Genomic DNA, 17,503 nt, shown 5'->3' with positions numbered 1-17,503 from the left:
TTAGTACCACGCGATCAGTTGCGCGGTCGTGCCTGTCGCCAGCACACGGGTCGCCCGCAATGTCAGAATGGCACCTGCGGCCACCTCATAGCTGACCGCATCACCTGCGCCGTCGCGCATTACAGCCGTGCCGCCAGTGTTGACGTAAAAGGCACGCGGACGGGTAGGCAAATCAACCATATCCGACGGAGAGACAACATAATGTGCAACGGCAGGCGAGGTCAGGTTTACATAATCGGAATCAAAGAGATCAGGCATCAGGTTCTCCAAAATGAACGAGGAAACACCTGATTAAACCGGCTTGCTTACCAAGCACTTTGACCAGCGTACGCTGGCTGGGCACTCGCGCAACACAGATCACCTGTGCTAAGGCGCGTTCATGTCTATTTTTCCGTGGCCGTCGCTTTACCGAACGTCTCGATTTAAAGGGGGGCCACCTGCCCCTGACCAGCCGTTTTTTGCGATTGGCGATGTGCACGGGCGTCTTGACCTGCTTGATCCGCTGCTGGACAAACTGCTGCGGCAACCCGACCCAATCATCCTTGTCGGCGATTACATCGACCGGGGCGATGATAGCGCGGGTGTGGTGAAAAGGTTGCATGATCTTCGCAATAACAAACAAGTCATCTGCCTGCGCGGAAATCACGAGGAAATGCTCCTGAAGTTCATCGACAAACCGCGCAAAAACGGGCGCATCTGGCTCCGGCACGGCGGACTGCAGACGCTCGCCAGTTTCGGAATTGGCGGGGTCACGGCCGCTTCTGGACCCGACGCACTGATGCAGGCGCACAGCGCCCTTTATGAAATTCTGGGTGACCAGATCGCGTGGTTGGCCGGGCTGCCCTACCTGTGGCAAAGCGGAAATATGGCCGTGACCCATGCTGGTGCCGATCCTTTGTCCGCACTTGATGCGCAATCACACCGCGCCATGGCCTGGGGGCACCCTGCGTTCCTCAAGACAGCCAGAACCGATGGAAACTGGATGATTTACGGACATAAGATCATGCCAGAGGTGACAATACATGAAGGCAAGGTCGCCATTGACACAGGCGCCTACCTGACTGACAGGCTGTCTGCCATCCATGTCACCGCTGGCGCAATCATGCCGGTCAAGGCTTAGGGTCAGGACCCTAGGCGCCACGCCGCATTGCAACGATGACCAACGTTCGCCAGACAATCCAAAGTTCAAGCCGCAGCGACAGATCGGCGATGTAACGCAAATCGGCGGCGACTTTGCGATGCACGCCCTCGCGACCGTCGACATAACCTACCTCGGTCTGTGCCAGACCGCTGATACCGGGCATGACGTCATGGCGTTCGCGATAACCTGGAATGGTTTGCAGATAGATTGCGGCGTGCTCATAAGCATCCGGGCGCGGGCCAATCAGGCTCATCTCTCCACGCAGCACATTGATCACCTGCGGCAACTCATCTATGCGCATTTTGCGCAAAATCCGCCCCAATGCGGTAATTCGGTCGGTTTCAAGCCCGTCAAAGGCACCGCGATGCCCGGATTGCTCGACCGTCATGGTCCGAAACTTGATGGCACGAAATCGACGACAACGATGCCCCATGCGGTCTTGGACGAACCAGAGCGGCCCGCGATTAAAGAACCTGTTCAAGACCAGAAGTACAACCGCCACCGGTATCAGGATAATCAGCAACAGAACCGCGCCGCCATAATCCAAACACCGTTTTGAAAGGGGGCGGTGGTAGGCATCGCCCCATATATTATCATGAGCTTCATCACCTAAAAAACCCGCTTGTAATTCCAGCACGCGCGCAACCCTTTCCCAAAAGTTAACGTAATTTCAGCGCCTTACACGGCGCATCTGTTAACCAAACTGAAACCAAGCGGTTAAAGAGAGATTAAGTTTCGGTCCAATTTTCGATCAAATTGAATGGATTTTGCCGAAAAGTCGCAAAACGCATTAACGATCACCCGCAATGCGTGCATTTAAGTGGATCCGTACTTTTTTATGCGAAATCAGTTCCAGTTTTACAGACAACCCAATGTTAACGGCTGTCCCCTTCTAGTTGACCACAGGGCGGTTTTTTCCGCGTGGCCAACAAGGAGTGGATCATGCACATGTCTTGCAGGTTAAAAGCGCCTGCTATCTGGGCTTGCCTGTTCATGATTGCACTGTTGCCTGCCGGGCTTGGTCACAAGGTTTCTGCACAACCAGCCGCCATCAAGGTGGTGCAAAACGACCGCGGTGGTCTGATTGGTGCGCGTGCAATGGAAATCGCGGATCTCAATGCAAAACGGACCCGTATCGAGTTACGCGGCAGGTTCTGCTATTCGTCCTGCACCATGTACCTTGGGGCTGAAAACCTTTGTGTCAGTGGCTATACGATCTTTGGGTTTCATGGACCAAGCCGCAACGGAAGGGCCCGGCGCGCGCGCCAATTCGAACATTGGACGGCTGTTATGGCGCAGCACTACAACCCGCCCTTGCGTCAATGGTTCATGCGCGATGCCCGTCACCGGATTGCAGGCTACTACCGGATCACGGGGGAACAACTTATCCAGATGGGATATCCGGCTTGTTGAAACACCGCTGCAATTGCGCGCGTCATCAGCTTCAACCGCACGCAGCGTACTATGTTCAAAAGGCCTGTGTTTACCGCGTGTTCGGCGTTGCATTGCCGCCAGAAATCGCTGCCGCAACCGTCGCCACGGCACCAAGCCCGACCAAGGGCGCAAGCCCGCCCAAAAGCGGCACAAAGGCCGTCGCATCCTCGTTGCATGTCACGCGGATCGATCCCTGATCATCAAAAATGGCAGTCTTGACCCCAAATGGCGCGCAAGCACCTTGGGCCTCGGCGATCGCAATTGGATCTTGCAAGGTCTGCGCCGATGCAGAACCGCACATCAAAAGGATTGCGGCAAGTCCCGTTAAATGGCGAATCGTCATCATTTCCCTATCGGCAATCACAGTCATCATCAGCCAATTTTGACACGGCGGCTCTTAAGGCTCCGTGAACCCTTGGCCTGCTGACGCAACCCGCTTTGCAGGCAAGGTTTCATCAAACTTGACAGGGGTCATGCTTGGCGACCGTATTACTCAGCGAACGTCAAAGAGAAAATCCGCGGCGCTAAGGTCAGGACCCACGCGCATTTGTTGTTTGCTTTGAGCGACCTCTTAAAAAGTCTTCTCTGGTCCGCTGAAACACAGCAACCAACCTTGGGTCATGTGCAGTCATCGCACTGATCTCTTTGGCAAATTGGGCTGCATCCTGGCCATAAAAGGATTCCGCAGCCTGATCAGCCACCATATGTGTATAATCTTTCATATGCTCCAGATCACCTCAAATTCTGGCCAAAGTGGGGCTATAGTTGGTCATATATACTAAAGAACAGGTCCTCTAAAGTCACTGGTTTGACGGTAATTGACCGCCATCCAATACACGATAACCGCGCTGCAACCTATCAAGGATTGCGCGTTCAACGCGATAAACGACTCTCAATTCGAAAATCATAGCATCCTTGTCCAGTCTAAGACGTACAATCGCCAAGCGCAAACTGGCAGACGGTTACTGACACAGACCGGCAGCACCCCCCCTTGAACAGGCCCCCAATCATCACAATTATAGGCCTAATCAAAGGAACCCGCGCATGGCCTATGCCCAGACCGACAAATCCGATCCCCAGCACTATCTTACCAACCCCGCCCCCGACGTCAAAACTCGCGAAAAGCTGGAAGGTGGTAAAAGGTTCGTGCTGCAAACAGAGTTTGCACCGGCGGGCGATCAGCCGACCGCGATCAAGGAACTCAGCGAAGGTATCCTGAGCGGAGAGCGCGATCAGGTGCTTTTGGGCGCGACCGGCACCGGCAAGACCTTCACCATGGCCAAGATGATCGAGGAAACGCAACGTCCTGCGATCATCCTTGCCCCGAACAAGACGCTTGCGGCCCAGCTCTATGGCGAATTCAAAGGCTTCTTTCCCGACAACGCAGTCGAATATTTTGTCAGCTATTATGACTATTATCAGCCAGAGGCTTATGTCGCCCGCTCTGATACTTACATCGAGAAAGAATCACAGATTAACGAACAGATCGACCGGATGCGCCATTCGGCCACCCGTGCGCTGCTGGAACGTGACGATGTCATCATCGTGGCGTCCGTATCATGCATCTACGGTATCGGGTCGGTCGAAACCTATGGGGCAATGACACAGGATATCCACGCCGGTCATTCCTATGACCAACGCCAGATCATCGCGGATCTCATTGCGCAGCAATACCGCCGCAACGATCAGGCCTTCCAGCGTGGCACCTTCCGGGTCCGCGGCGACAGCCTCGAGATCTGGCCGGCGCACCTTGATGACCGCGCATGGAAACTGTCTTTCTTTGGTGAAGAACTGGAAACGATCACAGAATTCGACCCGTTGACCGGCACCAAGACCGATACGTTCGACAAGGTGCGCGTCTACGCCAACTCGCACTACGTGACCCCCAAGCCCACTATGCAGCAGGCTATCATCGGCATCAAAAAGGAACTGAGACAACGGCTGGACCAACTGGTCAGCGAAGGTAAGCTGCTCGAAGCACAGCGGCTTGAGCAACGGTCCAACTTTGATCTGGAAATGCTGGAGGCCACGGGTGTCTGCAACGGCATCGAGAACTATTCACGCTACCTGACCGGGCGCGCACCGGGTGAACCGCCGCCCACCCTTTTTGAATTCATCCCAGACAATGCCATCGTTTTCGCCGACGAATCCCACGTCTCCGTGCCGCAGATCGGCGGCATGTATAAGGGTGACTTCCGGCGCAAGATGACCCTGGCCGAACATGGGTTCCGCCTGCCGTCCTGCATGGATAACCGGCCATTGAAGTTTGAAGAATGGGACGCCATGCGCCCGCAATCGGTCTTCGTCTCCGCAACGCCTGCAGCGTGGGAACTGGAACAGGCTGGCGGCGTGTTCACCGAACAGATCATCCGCCCTACCGGCCTGATAGATCCCGAGATTGAGATTCGCCCGGTTGAGATGCAGGTTGACGATCTGCTGGACGAGGTGCGCAAGGTTGCCGCCAACGGCTACCGCACGCTGGTCACAACGCTGACCAAGCGCATGGCGGAGGACCTGACCGAATATATGCACGAACAGGGGATCAAGGTCCGCTATATGCACAGCGACATTGATACCATTGAGCGCATTGAAATCCTGCGCGACCTGCGGCTCGGCGCATTCGACGTGCTGATCGGGATCAATCTGCTACGCGAGGGGCTCGACATTCCTGAATGCGGGCTGGTGGCCATTCTGGATGCGGACAAGGAAGGGTTCCTGCGGTCAGAGACATCGCTGGTGCAGACCATCGGGCGCGCCGCCCGTAATGCCGATGGCCGCGTCATCATGTACGCCGACCGGATCACCGGCAGCATGGAACGCGCCATGAAGGAAACCGAAAGGCGGCGCGCCAAGCAACTGGCCTATAACGAAGAACACGGTATTACGCCGCAGACCGTGAAAAAGAACGTCGAGGATATTCTCGCTGGTCTCTACAAAGGTGACGTGGACATGAACCGGGTCACTGCCAAGGTCGATAAACCACTTGCCGGGGCAAACCTGCAAGCCGTGCTGGACGGGCTGCGAACGGATATGCGCAAGGCCGCCGAAAACCTCGAATTCGAAGAGGCCGCGCGACTGCGTGATGAAGTCAAACGACTGGAAACCGTCGAACTCACCATCGCCGACGACCCGCTGGCACGACAACAGGCCGTGGACAAGGCAGTGGATGACGCTGCAAAAGCTTCGGGCCGCAGCACCGGCGGCCGCGGCGGGATGCGTGGGGGCAAAAGCAGGTATGGGGGGAAGCGCTGAAGGGGCTATGCTATCGCGGCACGTGACAGCGGGGAAAATTCAAAAAAAGGGCGTACCCTTCAAGCCAGTCAAGGTATGGTCTCGGTATCGCAGGCAGACCATAGGCCAAGTGGCCCGCGATGATGACCCAGCCATCAGAAAGGACAGAAATCACCTGCCCGGTCTCAATCATTAGGACGGCAACATGGACCGCTTCGAATATGGTCCCTTCGGCCCAGCGCCCAAGACTACCAACCGCAGCTTGCACGCCATCGCGCACGATTAGGCGCGCTTCACACCCCCCAAGTCGATAACAATCAAAAGCAGCAACAACGGACCAATGAGGTCAAATATCAGGTTCATCAAGATGGACGACAGCAAAGTCAGCCTCTTCTCGGAACGATCCTCCTCTGGATCTTGACGGCGGGGCAAGGCCCAATCAACGCCTTCTTGGTAGATCGGACGCAGGTAGGCGGCAAAAGCCAACGTCACGAAAATAGCGGCACAGGCATAGATGAAATCCAGACTGAGGCCGGTGCCGGTCTCAAGCGTGGGGCGCGAAGCCGCGGATTCAAGTTTCTGAGACGAACGCATCGGCTCAATTGGAGTGGCGCTGCCAGCCGTCAGATCAATGCCGCCCAAGATGGTCGCAACACAGAGGATCACCATTGAGTTCTTGGTGCGAACGGTGATTAGTTGTTCTTGGGGGCGCAAAAACCGACAAAAGCCAAAAAGATCGCGTAAGGTTGCCAAGCCACAGCAAAGAAAAGAGCCACGGCGGCGGCAATCGCTGCGTAAAAGGTAGCACCAAAAGAAAAGACGCCGACAGCCACCCCGGCTGCAAGAATGACCCCAACGACGACCAAGACAGCCAGCCCCGCATAGCGCAGATACTGCCACCAATACTTTCCTAAATGTGCCGCAATCGTAGCAAAAACACGCTGCATGACAATATACCAACGAAATACACTGACATGCTGCCGCACGCGAACAATCGGTATAAGAGAAATTGCCATCCCGGCAAACGAGAAATGACGCGCTGCATTTTATGAACGAAGATAATGCGCTACTCTACCAGATCATTCTCAATCGACGATCGGCTCTCCGAGTGCCCAATAATTGTTATGCTTGCCGGCGCAGCCGCGCATAGGTTTCGCGGTTTGGGCAAAAATCAGGTGTATCCGGCAGCTTTCGCACCCGGTCCAAAATCACACTGCATTTTTCCGGCTGCGGACAGCGCTGGCACTTTGTAATCAAGTCAGCAAAGTCTGCCGATCCCAAATCGCCATCCTCAAACGCGGCTTGCAAGGGTGTGCCGGTGGCATTGGCCATCTTCAAGACCTGCCAGTAATGTTTGCGCGGTTCGCCCATTGGTTTCATTTGCATCGCTCCCTGCTGGTGGGAAAACGATAGAGCACCGGCGACGGCCGGTCTTTGCGCCAGATCAAAGCATGGGTCTACAGCGGGACCAACGCACCACGTCCCTTGATGACCCGGCGGGCCACGTTGCTGGCCGCATGAATCGCCAGATCAATGCTGACGCCACCGACAAACTGGCTCAAAAAACCGGCATTGAAGCTATCGCCAGCCGCCGTTGTGTCGACGACATCGGACACGATGGCTGGCTGCATGACACCGGACTTGCCAGCATGTCTGTAGTGAATCGTGCCCGGCCCGTTCTTGACGACGACGGTTGTGGCCCCCAAGGCTGCGTAACGCTCGCACGTTGCCTTAGGTCCGGCATCACCGAAATGGACCGCTTCGTCATCGTGGGACGGCAGCACAATATCGCTGGTCTCGGCGGCTTTCGTTACCCAGTCGCGCATATGGTCGTCGCTTTCCCAAAGGCGCGGACGCAAATTGCTATCAAAAGCCACCAACTTGCCCGCAGCACGCGCGCGTGCCAGCGACCGCAACAGGCGCGCACGCCCATTCCCTTCTAGGATCGCAAGCGTGATTCCGGAAAAATACAATACGTCAGCATTGGAAAATGATCGGTCCAGCGTACCAGGGTCCGCAGCAAGTGCGCGCGCCGCAGCTTGACCCCGCCAATAAGAAAAATGCCGCTCGCCATTCTTAAGCGCAATCAGATACAGCCCCACCGTCCGGTTGTTGAGGCGCTGGATGTACTGCGTATCAATCCCGGTGTCCTGCAAGAAGCTGACCATCTGGTCTGACATCTGATCCTGGCCGACTGCCGTCACATAACTAACATCCCACAGAGGCTTGAGCTGGCGGACATACCACGCGGTGTTCAACGTATCCCCCGCGAAAGACATTTGAAATTGGCCGCTCTTTGCCAACGGTGCCATTTCCACCATGGCCTCACCAATCGAAACGAAGCGCGTCATGAATTGTCCCCTACTTGTCCAACGCCCTTTAGCACAAAGCGCGTCCGGGTCTCAATTGACGACTTTCAGGCGGGCGAGCTTTAGATGATCAAGCACTGAAAAAGCTCCGTTTCTGCACCCGCAAGACATTATCTCGGCAGTTTCCAGCCGACCGCGCTGCGGCACCCAGTCCGTCCGTGCCCCGATTGAGAGTTGCCCTTCCCACACAGTCGGCTAGGTTTCCAGTCAATCTGGTAAAAACAGGAGCCGCACAAATGTCGCTGAAGTACCTTCACACAATGGTTCGCGTCAAAGATCTCGAAAAATCAATGGCCTTCTATAGCTTGCTCGGCCTCAGGGAAACCCGTCGCTACGACAGCGAAGCGGGCCGATTCAGCCTGATTTTCATGGCACCCGAGGGGCAGGAAGAATGCCCGATCGAACTGACCTACAATTGGGATGGTGACGACGGCCTGCCCTCTGACGGGCGCCATTTCGGGCACCTCGCCTATAGTGTGCCCAACATCTACGAAACCTGTCAGACCCTGATGGATAACGGGGTGACAATCAATCGACCGCCGCGCGACGGGCACATGGCCTTCGTACGCTCACCTGACAATATCTCGATTGAGTTGCTGCAAGCGGGGGAAAATCTGCCGCCCGCCGAACCCTGGGCCAGCATGGAAAACACTGGCCATTGGTAAAAACCGGGATCATTCTGGCGATCACCTTGCTGGCGGCACCTGCCAACGCCTGCCGTCTGGCACTGGTGCTGGCCCTTGATGTGTCATCCTCGGTAGACGCGGACGAAGACCGCCTGCAACGACAGGGTTTGGCTGCTGCGCTGCTGGCACCGGACGTGCAGGCGGCGTTCTTTGCCGGCCCCGACCCGGTCGCCCTCTCCATATTTGAGTGGAGCGGGCGCTACAATCAGGCAGGTTTGGTCGACTGGACAATGATTACCAGCCCTACCGATCTGGGAAATATCGCGGGCACAGTGGCGAAAAGCCAACGCAGTCACAATGAATTTCCGACCGCCATGGGCTACGCACTAGGCTATGCCTCAGGACTTTTACAGCAAGCGCCCGCGTGCCTGTTCAAGACCATCGACCTTTCCGGGGACGGCGAAAACAATGAAGGGTTCAGCCCGAAAGCAGCCTATGGGGCCTTTCCTTTGGACGATGTGACTGTGAATGGCCTTGTCATCAATGCCGCCGAATTCGAATCCGAAACCGAGTTGGTCCCCTACTTTCGCGATCAGGTCATCAAAGGCCCCAATGCCTTTATCGAAATTGCCAATGGGTTTGAAGATTTCGCACAGGCAATGGAACGCAAACTGATCAGAGAACTTTCAGCAATTGTGATTGGTCAGGCGGACATTCTGAAAAGGGCTCCAGAGCGATGATCAGAGCGGCAGCCCTTTGCGCCTTTGTTCCTCTACAGGCAGAGGCGGCCTGTCGCCACGCGCTGGCCTTGGGGCTGGATGTGTCGGGGTCCGTGGATGCGACCGAGTATCGGCTGCAACTGGACGGTCTGGCCACCGCGCTTGATAGTGAAGCGGTCAGGCAGGTTCTTTTCGCCCAACCCGACGCACCGATCCGCATTTTCGTCTTTGAGTGGAGCGGGCCGGACCACCAACGTGTGATCCTGCCCTGGACCAGCATCAACACGCAAAGCGACCTCACCGAAGTTCTGACCCGATTGACCAGCACCTTCCGCGTTGAGAGCTCATTGACCACCGCAATCGGGTCTGCACTGCAAGTGGGCTTTGCAGCGCTTGGGTTCCAATCCGAGTGCTGGCAGCGGACGCTGGATCTTTCCGGCGATGGCCCGTCCAATACAGGCCCAAGGCCGCAGGATATTGCCCCCGATTCCTTGCCCGCGGGCACCACAGTCAACGGGCTTGTTGTTGGCTCGGGCAACATGCGGGGCGATGACGCCCGTTTTGCGGACATCAAGGAACTCTCGGCCTATTACAGGAACTACGTCATTCGCGGCCCGGGCGCGTTTGTTGAAACCGCACTTGGATTCGAAGCCTATGCCGACGCAATGGAACGCAAACTGCTCAGAGAACTGCAGAGCCTTGCAATAGGCATGGCTGGTCCAGCGCGAGAGTAGGGCAATTTTGGCACTGCCGCAGTCAACTGCAAAAACGGAATACACCAGGGGCGGCAATTATGATGCGGCCTCTGTAGGCAGGCATAGGGCGGCGATTCTGTGCCAAACACGCCGCTTCGCCTTCAATGCATTAGAGCGTATCGCACTTCGACGCCACAACAGACAAAAGCAGATATCTCGCGACATATGCACGGTGCCGGCGCTCCCCCGCAAAGCTGTTTGTCTGGTTTTCGCGAAGCGCCTCGAAAGGCGACTATCACGCTGATTTATCGGGTCGGCGCATTGCTGCGCCGACCGATCTGACGCGTTACCAATTATCCACACATTGCCCCCGGAACGGGGTCAATAAATGTAGCGAATTTGCTCTGTCCAGTATCGTTCAACACGGCGCAATGCCGTGGTGATATCGTCAATTCCGTTCTGATCCAGAACGCCGCGAGCAACCAATCCGCTCGCATGTGTCGCAAAAAGCTTTGCAACCACATCACGCACGCCACGTCCCTTTTCAGACAGTCGCACGCGGACCGAACGGCGGTCGATTTCACTGCGCTGGTGGTGCATGTACCCCATGTCGACAAGTTTCTTGAGATTGTAGGACACGTTGGAGCCTTGGTAGTAGCCCCGTGTCTTCAACTCACCGGCTGTCACTTCATTGTCGCCCACGTTAAACAGCAACAGGGCCTGAACCGGGTTGATCTCAAGTATTCCGACACGTTCAAACTCGTCTTTGATGACATCCAGAAGCAGCCTGTGAAGCCGTTCCACCAATGTCAGTGAATCAAGATAAGACGCCATGAACGCGGCACTGCGCGCTGATGACATTCCGCCGTTTTCAGGACCGTCGAGATCTGTATGAATACTCATTTTTAGTCACTCCGTCTTCCGCTCGACAGGGTTTGTACGGGGAAACTAAAAAAATTTAGTTAAGCTGAGGCGTTAGCGACAATTATCCGCTATTCAGGTCGGACGCGTAACGCCGTCTGCACCAAGTCTGATGCGTGCCAGCAATGATTTATAACGCGTGGGACAGGCAAATTGTTCCCCGATCCAGCCATAAATATCATGATCATTCTCCGCGAGCAGGCTGTCATACAACTGCAGCGTGTCATCCGTCATGTCATCAAGGTGCGTTTGCGCAAAGTCAGAGAGGATCAAATCCATTTCCTTGATCCCCCGTCGCATTGACCGCATGCGCAGGCGTTTGATCATCGTCTCGCGGTCTTCGGTCATGCACTGTCCCTTAGCGCGGCACGCAGGCGCTTTTCGAGCTGGCCCAGCTTCTCTGATGATTGGCTTATATTCGTGCGCAGCAAACGCATCTCGGCCAGAATGTCGGTCACGTCCTTGGGGATCGGATCGGACTCTGCGGGCGCGGTCGGTCCTTCGCCATTCCCGGTCAGCAACCAACTGAGCGACACGCCAAGCAACCCCGACAACATTTGTAGTCTGTTGGCGCGCGGCTCCTTGAGGTCGTCTTCCCATGCGGCAAGCGTTGCCGATTTTACACCCAGCTTTGCGGAAAGCGCCTGCTGGGTCAGGCCGGCATCCTGACGGGCCCCTGCGAGACGATCACCGAAAGTCGCCGCATCATCACTGTACCAGTCTACGACATCTGTCATTTTGTATCCCTTGCGTTGTGCATGTCGTGCGTTCTATGTCACGAATGACCCAAACTAGCCACCGGATGCACATCATGACTTTTCTGTCTGCGACACTTGATCGCGTGAAACCATCACCGACGATCGCGGTGACGACAAAAGCAGCCGAACTCAAAGCCGCCGGGCGGGACGTGATCGGGCTGGGCGCGGGCGAGCCTGATTTTGACACCCCGCAGAATATCAAGGACGCAGGTATAGCAGCGATTGCCGCAGGCAAAACGAAATACACCGCCGTTGACGGCATCCAGGAGCTCAAGCAAGCGATTTGCGACAAGTTCAAACGCGACAATGACCTGATCTATGTGCCGGGCCAGGTGACGGTTGGGACAGGCGGCAAACAGGTTCTTTACAACGCCTTCATGGCGACCCTGAATCCGGGGGATGAGGTGATCATCCCTGCACCCTACTGGGTCAGCTATCCTGACATGGTCTTACTGGCGGGCGGCACCCCTGTGACCGTAGAAGCCACATTGGACGCCAATTTCAAGATCACGGCAGCCCAGCTTGAGGCCGCGATCACGCCGCAGACAAAATGGTTTTTGTTCAACTCGCCTTCGAACCCGACAGGGGCGGGCTATCGTTGGGATGAATTGAAGGCACTCACCGATGTGTTGCTGCGCCATCCTCATGTGTGGATCATGACCGATGATATGTACGAGCATCTGGCATATGATGATTTCGAATTCTGCACGCCAGCGCAGGTCGAACCCCGACTTTATGACCGGACCCTGACCGTCAATGGCGTGTCGAAAGCATATGCGATGACAGGCTGGCGGATCGGCTATGCCGCCGGACCCGAAATGTTGATCAAGGCGATGCGCAAGGTGCAGTCACAATCGACCTCGAACCCCTGTTCGATCAGCCAATTCGCGGCGGTCGAGGCGTTGAACGGACCGCAGGACTTTCTGGCCCCAAACAACCGGTTGTTCACGGGCCGCCGCGACCTTGTGGTCGACATGCTGAACAGGGCTCCCGGGATCGTCTGCCCGAAGCCCGAAGGCGCATTCTATGTCTACCCCTCTATCGCGGGCTGTATTGGCAAGACATCTGCTGCGGGGACCTTGATCGAAAATGATGAAGTCTTTGCAACCGCCCTGCTGGAAGAAACCGGCGTTGCGGTGGTTTTTGGTGCAGCTTTTGGGCTGTCACCCAATTTTCGGGTCAGCTATGCGACGTCGGATGCAGCACTTGAAGAAGCCTGCACCCGGATCATCAGCTTTTGCGAGGGGCTGGAATAGCGGGTTTGCTGCGGGGAGATGGATTAAAATCCATCTTACGGTCTGGCCACGCCCATTCTGCAGATCAGGACCTAGACAACCTGTGGCAATGGCTTGCCATCGTCCCATGCATTGATGTTTTCCAGCGCCATCTGACCCATCGCCGCGCGCACTTCTAGCGCTGCGGTGCCAAGATGCGGCAGCAACACGGCATTTTCGAGCGCGCGCAACGCTTCTGGCACGACCGGTTCCTTGGCATAGACATCAAGGCCGGCACCTGCAATCCTGCCCGCCTGCAAGGCCGCAATCAAGGCCTCTTCGTCCACGACATCGCCCCGCGCGATGTTCACGAACACACCTGTTGGTTTCATCTTGGCCAGCGCGGCGGCGTCGATCAGGTTTGTATTGCTTCCCCCACCGGGCACCGTAACCACGATGATATCCGCCTGGGCCATCAGATCGCCAAGCTGATCGACCTGCCTTGAGGGTACATCGCAACTCTTGCGCGACCTGTTGAAGAAAATCACAGGCATATCAAACCCGTAGTGGCAGCGCCGGGCCACGGCCTGCCCAATCCGACCCATCCCGATGATGCCCACGGTCTTGCCTGTCACATGGGTTCCAAGCATCTGCGTGGGCTGCCACCCTGTCCATGCATTGGCCCGGACCAGACGTTCGCCTTCGCCAGCGCGGCGACAGGTCGCCAGGATCAAGGTCATGCCAATATCGGCGGTCGCGTCGGTCACGACGTCGGGCGTGTTGGACACCTGAACGCCCGCAACCTTCGCCGCTGCAACATCAATATGGTTGTACCCGACTCCAAAGTTCGCAAGCACGCCGCAGCGGATGTCGCCAGCGAACGCATCAGCAGAGAACTGGTCGCCCAAAGTTGGCAGGATTGCGTCATATTTGGCGAGGGCAGCGGCGGACTCGGGCACAGTCAGCCCACAGGTTTCGGTCCTCAGCGTGACGTCATAGCGCGCACGCGCTGCGGCAAGGTTGGCCTCTGGCAATAACCGGGTGATCAGCAAGGTTTTCAATGCAGGCGCCCTCCTACGGGTACGGGGTGGTCCGGGCCGACAAGCACAATATCGCCACTTGGGTCAGGCAACCCAAGAACCAGCACTTCCGACATGAATTTTCCGATCTGGCGGGGCGGGAAATTCACCACTGCCATGATCTGTTTTCCCAAAAGTGCGGCCGGATCATAATGGGTTACGATCTGGGCAGAGGATTTCTTTTCGCCGAGATCATCCCCAAAATCGATCCAGAGTTTGATCGCGGGTTTGCGCGCTTCGGGAAAGGATTCGGCGCGCACGATGGTGCCGACACGGACATCAACCTTGGCGAAATCCTCAAAATCAATCTTATCCATTGGCAAGCTCCCTTGAACGGTCTGCGGCAGCCGCAACAGCGCGGGTCAGCAGAGCGGGAAATCCTGTGTCAGGGTCCATCAAGACAGCCAGCGCCGCCTGTGTTGTCCCGCCGGGAGAGGTGACATTGACGCGCAACTGGGCGGGGTTTTCGTCGGCTTGCTGGGCCAGTGCGCCCGCGCCTGCCACAGTGGCCTGTGCCAATTGCAGGGCTATTGCATCGGGCAGGCCCTGGGCTGTGCCAGCGGCTGCCAATGTCTCGATCAGATGAAACACATAGGCCGGGCCTGATCCGGAAACAGCTGTCACCGCATCCATCTGTGCCTCAGTCTCCAGCAACACCGTCTGCCCCACAGCGCCGAGCAATGCCTGGGCCAAGGCCATCTGATCCGGACCAACGCGGCTATTGCCAACCAGCGCAGTGATCCCCTGGCCAATGGCGGCAGGGGTATTGGGCATTGCGCGAACAACAGGTGTCCGGGGGCCAAAAGCCTCTTCAAATCGGGCCAGCGGGGTACCTGCCGCGACGGAAATGAACAGCGTTGCGCCAGTTCCCAGCGCGCGCAATGCAGGCAGGGCATCTCCCATCATCTGCGGCTTGACGGCAATCAGAACAATTGCGGGGTCTGCGGGTAATGGGGCGTTCAGATGCAATCCCTGCGCTTGCACCCAGTCCGACGGGTGCGGGTCAATCACCCAGACCGACGTCGCAGGCAGACCATCAGCCAGCCAACCTGCCAGCATGGCAGAGCCCATCTTGCCACAGCCCAGCAAGACCAGGCCGCGTGCGGCAACATCTGACATATCCATCCGAAACACCCCCGCTATTTCTGCGGAAGGTTAAAGCACCGTAAGATGGGTTTAAACCCATCCCTGCTGAAAAAGATCACGCGCGCCCGTATGCGCCGCCAATCGCTGTCTCGACGGCTGACTTCGGGGTTTGATCGGCCCAGGTGACAAGCTGGATGGCAGGATAATACTGCTCACATGCATTCACGGCAGCAGATATCATCGTATCCACCTGATCAGGGCCTGCAACCTGATCGCCCGCCAACATCAATCCATAGCGGTAGACCATCAGTTTCTGTTCATCCCACCAGGTGAATGACCCGGCCCAGCAGCGGTCATTAATGATATTGAGTGTCTCGAACAACGCCGGTTTGCGATCATGGGGCGGGTCCATATCAAAGGTACAGATCAACCGCAGCGTTTCGTCGTAGGCAGACCAGGCCAGCGTGATGGCATAGGTGCGCCACTGGCCTTCGACTGCCATGGCAATCTGATCATCATGAATACGATCAAACTCCCATGCGTGATGCTCTGCGATATGTTCGACTAGATCGATCGGGTGAAGATCGTCCCCGTCCAGGTACTGCTCGGAATATGCCATTGATACCGGCCTCGCTACATTGGCGCCGGGTCATGGCAGTGCCCGAGCGCTAGTTGCCTGCTCTAGGGGCAGTGTTCGCCACTCTTGTCCCCTACCACATATCGTGGCGGCTGTGGGCGCTCCTGTAAAGAGGATTCGGGGGTGTCTCGTTGGATCACGTGCAGATTCATGTGGATAAACACAATAAATGGTCGGTTTTTGCCAGAACCGTCAGATCAACTTCATGACCTCAATCAAGTTGTGCTGCACATCAACCCGTGTATCTTCGGCCCAAACAGACTGACGTCAAAACAGGAGCTGCCCCATGAACGCTGACCTTCTCAAACGCCTGTGCGAAACACCCGGCGTACCGGGGCATGAACATCGGGTCCGCGATCTGATCACGGCCGAGGTCGAAGACATGTTCGACGAGGTGCGGGTTGATACGCTTGGTTCACTGCTCTGCCGCCGCGATGCGAACAAGGCAGATGCACCGAAAATCATGCTGCTGTGCCACATGGACGAAATCGGGTTTCTGGTGAGCCACATCAGCAAAGAAGGCTATTTGTACCTGCAACCGGTTGGCGGTTTCGACCCGCGCAACCTGTTTTCGCGCCGGGTTCTGGTTTGCACGGATGACGGGGATTTCAAAGGTGTGATGAACCCCGGCGGCAAACCGATCCATATTTCGGCACCCGAGGACCGCAAGAAAGTGCCACAGGTCGGCGAATTCTTTGTCGATCTGGGCATGGGAAAGGCCGCGCATGACGTGGTCAAGGTCGGCGATTTTGTGGTGATGGACGAGCCCTTCATGGAAATCGGCGAAAAATACGTCTCCAAGGCACTGGACAACCGGATCGCCTGCTGGCTCGGGATCGAAGTGATGCGCAAGCTGGGCGATGCGGGACGCGGGGCGGAAATTCACGTGGCCTTCACCACGCAAGAAGAAGTCGGGCTGCGCGGGGCGCGCACCGCCGCCTATGCAGTGCGACCCGACATCGGGCTTGGAATCGACGTGACGCTATCATGCGACACACCGGGCATTCCCGAAAAAGACGCCACAACCAAGCAAGGCGAAGGGTTCGGGCTGCATGTGCGCGACAGCTCCTTCATCGCGGACAAGGCTTTGGTGAAAGACATCGAACAACTGGCGATCAAAAATGGCATCCCCTACCAACGCACGATGCTGGCCTCCGGCGGTCAGGACGGGGCGGCAGCACAACAGGCCGCCGCAGGGGCACGGGCCGTCGGCATTACCGTCGGCACGCGGTATATCCACACCGTCACCGAGATGATCCACAAAACAGACTTGCAGGCGGCATTGGACATCACATCGGCCTATCTGGCTGAATATTGAACGCGATCCGTTGCGCATGAATTCTGCGTCTATTTGGCAAGGCCCCATCATCGCGTCGCAAACACAGACGACACGTGCAGCGAACCCATCAAGTATGCCCGAAATGGCACAATAAACCGGCATTTGGACCCGCAAGCAAAAGCCACGAAAGGGGGGAAACCGCTGCATGGGCGCCGCCGGATATTCCATCGCATTTCCGCGCGTCATCCCATCCAAGACCGCATAGGCGGCAATTTCCAGCAACCTCTTTTTTCCGACGACCTGAGAACCTAGGT

At 56.7% G+C, this 17,503-nt stretch carries 22 protein-coding genes; 8 read left to right on the top strand and 14 right to left on the bottom strand.

Translation table 11 applies throughout. The features are described 5' to 3' along the window. Entirely contained in the window at positions 1 to 258 is a 258-nt protein-coding gene (locus C8N45_RS17195; RefSeq protein WP_108387494.1) for a spike base protein, RCAP_Rcc01079 family, read from the bottom strand. 121 nt (positions 259 to 379) lie between these two features. On the opposite strand from C8N45_RS17195, the gene C8N45_RS17190 reads away from it, so the two are divergent. Beyond that, positions 380 to 1,120 (top strand): metallophosphoesterase, encoded by a 741-nt coding sequence (locus tag C8N45_RS17190; protein WP_108387493.1) that lies wholly within the window; start codon positions 380 to 382, stop codon positions 1,118 to 1,120. A gap of 10 nt (positions 1,121 to 1,130) precedes the next feature. On the opposite strand, the gene C8N45_RS17185 is transcribed toward C8N45_RS17190, so the two are convergent. Continuing rightward, positions 1,131 to 1,778 carry a sugar transferase gene (locus C8N45_RS17185; protein WP_108387492.1) on the bottom strand — a complete coding sequence of 216 codons (648 nt, stop codon included), beginning with the start codon at positions 1,776 to 1,778 and terminating at the stop codon, positions 1,131 to 1,133. Between the two features lie 305 nt (positions 1,779 to 2,083). Between C8N45_RS17185 and C8N45_RS17180 the strand changes: the two genes are divergently transcribed. Continuing rightward, positions 2,084 to 2,554: a hypothetical protein gene (locus tag C8N45_RS17180; RefSeq protein WP_133176002.1), complete on the top strand. Its 471-nt coding sequence runs from the start codon at positions 2,084 to 2,086 to the stop codon at positions 2,552 to 2,554. Between the two features lie 70 nt (positions 2,555 to 2,624). Here the strand turns inward: C8N45_RS17180 and C8N45_RS17175 are convergent, their stop codons facing one another. Then, positions 2,625 to 2,921 (bottom strand): hypothetical protein, encoded by a 297-nt coding sequence (locus C8N45_RS17175; RefSeq protein ID WP_147271824.1) that lies wholly within the window; start codon positions 2,919 to 2,921, stop codon positions 2,625 to 2,627. Positions 2,922 to 3,619: 698 nt separating this feature from the next. Here C8N45_RS17175 and uvrB point away from each other — a divergent pair. After that, positions 3,620 to 5,827, top strand: a complete 2,208-nt coding sequence (gene uvrB, locus C8N45_RS17165; RefSeq protein WP_108387488.1) for an excinuclease ABC subunit UvrB — start codon at positions 3,620 to 3,622, stop codon at positions 5,825 to 5,827. Positions 5,828 to 6,088: 261 nt separating this feature from the next. Here the strand turns inward: uvrB and C8N45_RS17155 are convergent, their stop codons facing one another. The 4 genes from C8N45_RS17155 to C8N45_RS17140 form a co-directional block, all read right to left on the bottom strand. Further along, positions 6,089 to 6,475 carry a hypothetical protein gene (locus C8N45_RS17155; RefSeq protein WP_108387486.1) on the bottom strand — a complete coding sequence of 129 codons (387 nt, stop codon included), beginning with the start codon at positions 6,473 to 6,475 and terminating at the stop codon, positions 6,089 to 6,091. 23 nt (positions 6,476 to 6,498) lie between these two features. Then, a complete protein-coding gene (locus tag C8N45_RS17150) occupies positions 6,499 to 6,753 on the bottom strand; it encodes a hypothetical protein (protein WP_114427855.1) in 255 nt (84 codons plus the stop codon). A 175-nt stretch (positions 6,754 to 6,928) separates the two neighbouring features. Next, complete coding sequence (locus C8N45_RS17145) at positions 6,929 to 7,192, bottom strand: DUF6455 family protein (RefSeq protein ID WP_133175999.1); 264 nt, start codon at positions 7,190 to 7,192, stop codon at positions 6,929 to 6,931. A 71-nt stretch (positions 7,193 to 7,263) separates the two neighbouring features. Then, positions 7,264 to 8,157 carry a sugar kinase gene (locus C8N45_RS17140; protein WP_108387483.1) on the bottom strand — a complete coding sequence of 298 codons (894 nt, stop codon included), beginning with the start codon at positions 8,155 to 8,157 and terminating at the stop codon, positions 7,264 to 7,266. Positions 8,158 to 8,411: 254 nt separating this feature from the next. On the opposite strand from C8N45_RS17140, the gene C8N45_RS17135 reads away from it, so the two are divergent. From C8N45_RS17135 to C8N45_RS17125, 3 genes are read left to right on the top strand one after another with little or no spacing between them, the layout of a single operon-like run. After that, positions 8,412 to 8,840, top strand: a complete 429-nt coding sequence (locus tag C8N45_RS17135) for a VOC family protein (protein WP_108387482.1) — start codon at positions 8,412 to 8,414, stop codon at positions 8,838 to 8,840. Next, complete coding sequence (locus C8N45_RS17130) at positions 8,834 to 9,541, top strand: DUF1194 domain-containing protein (protein ID WP_108387481.1); 708 nt, start codon at positions 8,834 to 8,836, stop codon at positions 9,539 to 9,541. The genes C8N45_RS17135 and C8N45_RS17130 overlap by 7 nt, the downstream gene beginning before the upstream one ends. Further along, a complete protein-coding gene (locus C8N45_RS17125; protein ID WP_108387480.1) occupies positions 9,538 to 10,254 on the top strand; it encodes a DUF1194 domain-containing protein in 717 nt (238 codons plus the stop codon). Before C8N45_RS17130 ends, C8N45_RS17125 begins: the two co-directional genes overlap by 4 nt. A gap of 342 nt (positions 10,255 to 10,596) precedes the next feature. Here C8N45_RS17125 and C8N45_RS17120 read toward each other — a convergent pair whose 3' ends face one another. The 3 genes from C8N45_RS17120 to C8N45_RS17110 all read right to left on the bottom strand — a co-directional run bounded on the left by C8N45_RS17120 (position 10,597) and on the right by C8N45_RS17110 (position 11,873). Beyond that, positions 10,597 to 11,118, bottom strand: coding sequence for a MarR family winged helix-turn-helix transcriptional regulator (locus C8N45_RS17120; protein WP_108387479.1), 522 nt, complete (start codon positions 11,116 to 11,118; stop codon positions 10,597 to 10,599). Between the two features lie 93 nt (positions 11,119 to 11,211). Then, positions 11,212 to 11,484, bottom strand: coding sequence for a succinate dehydrogenase assembly factor 2 (locus C8N45_RS17115; protein WP_108387478.1), 273 nt, complete (start codon positions 11,482 to 11,484; stop codon positions 11,212 to 11,214). Next, entirely contained in the window at positions 11,481 to 11,873 is a 393-nt protein-coding gene (locus tag C8N45_RS17110) for a helix-turn-helix domain-containing protein (protein ID WP_108387477.1), read from the bottom strand. The genes C8N45_RS17115 and C8N45_RS17110 overlap by 4 nt, the downstream gene beginning before the upstream one ends. A gap of 74 nt (positions 11,874 to 11,947) precedes the next feature. Here C8N45_RS17110 and C8N45_RS17105 point away from each other — a divergent pair, with 74 nt between their 5' ends. After that, positions 11,948 to 13,150: a pyridoxal phosphate-dependent aminotransferase gene (locus tag C8N45_RS17105; RefSeq protein ID WP_108387552.1), complete on the top strand. Its 1,203-nt coding sequence runs from the start codon at positions 11,948 to 11,950 to the stop codon at positions 13,148 to 13,150. 71 nt (positions 13,151 to 13,221) lie between these two features. On the opposite strand, the gene C8N45_RS17100 is transcribed toward C8N45_RS17105, so the two are convergent. The 4 genes from C8N45_RS17100 to C8N45_RS17085 form a co-directional block, all read right to left on the bottom strand. Further along, entirely contained in the window at positions 13,222 to 14,169 is a 948-nt protein-coding gene (locus tag C8N45_RS17100) for a 2-hydroxyacid dehydrogenase (RefSeq protein ID WP_108387476.1), read from the bottom strand. Next, positions 14,166 to 14,504 carry a tRNA-binding protein gene (locus C8N45_RS17095; protein WP_108387475.1) on the bottom strand — a complete coding sequence of 113 codons (339 nt, stop codon included), beginning with the start codon at positions 14,502 to 14,504 and terminating at the stop codon, positions 14,166 to 14,168. The genes C8N45_RS17100 and C8N45_RS17095 overlap by 4 nt, the downstream gene beginning before the upstream one ends. Next, positions 14,497 to 15,312: a pyrroline-5-carboxylate reductase gene (gene proC / locus C8N45_RS17090; protein ID WP_108387474.1), complete on the bottom strand. Its 816-nt coding sequence runs from the start codon at positions 15,310 to 15,312 to the stop codon at positions 14,497 to 14,499. The genes C8N45_RS17095 and proC overlap by 8 nt, the downstream gene beginning before the upstream one ends. Before the next feature lie 76 nt (positions 15,313 to 15,388). Beyond that, positions 15,389 to 15,892 (bottom strand): type III secretion system chaperone family protein, encoded by a 504-nt coding sequence (locus tag C8N45_RS17085; RefSeq protein ID WP_108387473.1) that lies wholly within the window; start codon positions 15,890 to 15,892, stop codon positions 15,389 to 15,391. A 304-nt stretch (positions 15,893 to 16,196) separates the two neighbouring features. On the opposite strand from C8N45_RS17085, the gene C8N45_RS17080 reads away from it, so the two are divergent. After that, positions 16,197 to 17,228 (top strand): M42 family metallopeptidase, encoded by a 1,032-nt coding sequence (locus tag C8N45_RS17080; RefSeq protein ID WP_108387472.1) that lies wholly within the window; start codon positions 16,197 to 16,199, stop codon positions 17,226 to 17,228. Positions 17,229 to 17,503 lie beyond the last annotated feature (275 nt).

It is taken from the genome of Yoonia sediminilitoris (assembly GCF_003058085.1).
Classification (GTDB): Bacteria; Pseudomonadota; Alphaproteobacteria; order Rhodobacterales; family Rhodobacteraceae; genus Yoonia; species Yoonia sediminilitoris.
This window is presented reverse-complemented; position numbering and strand designations above follow the sequence as displayed.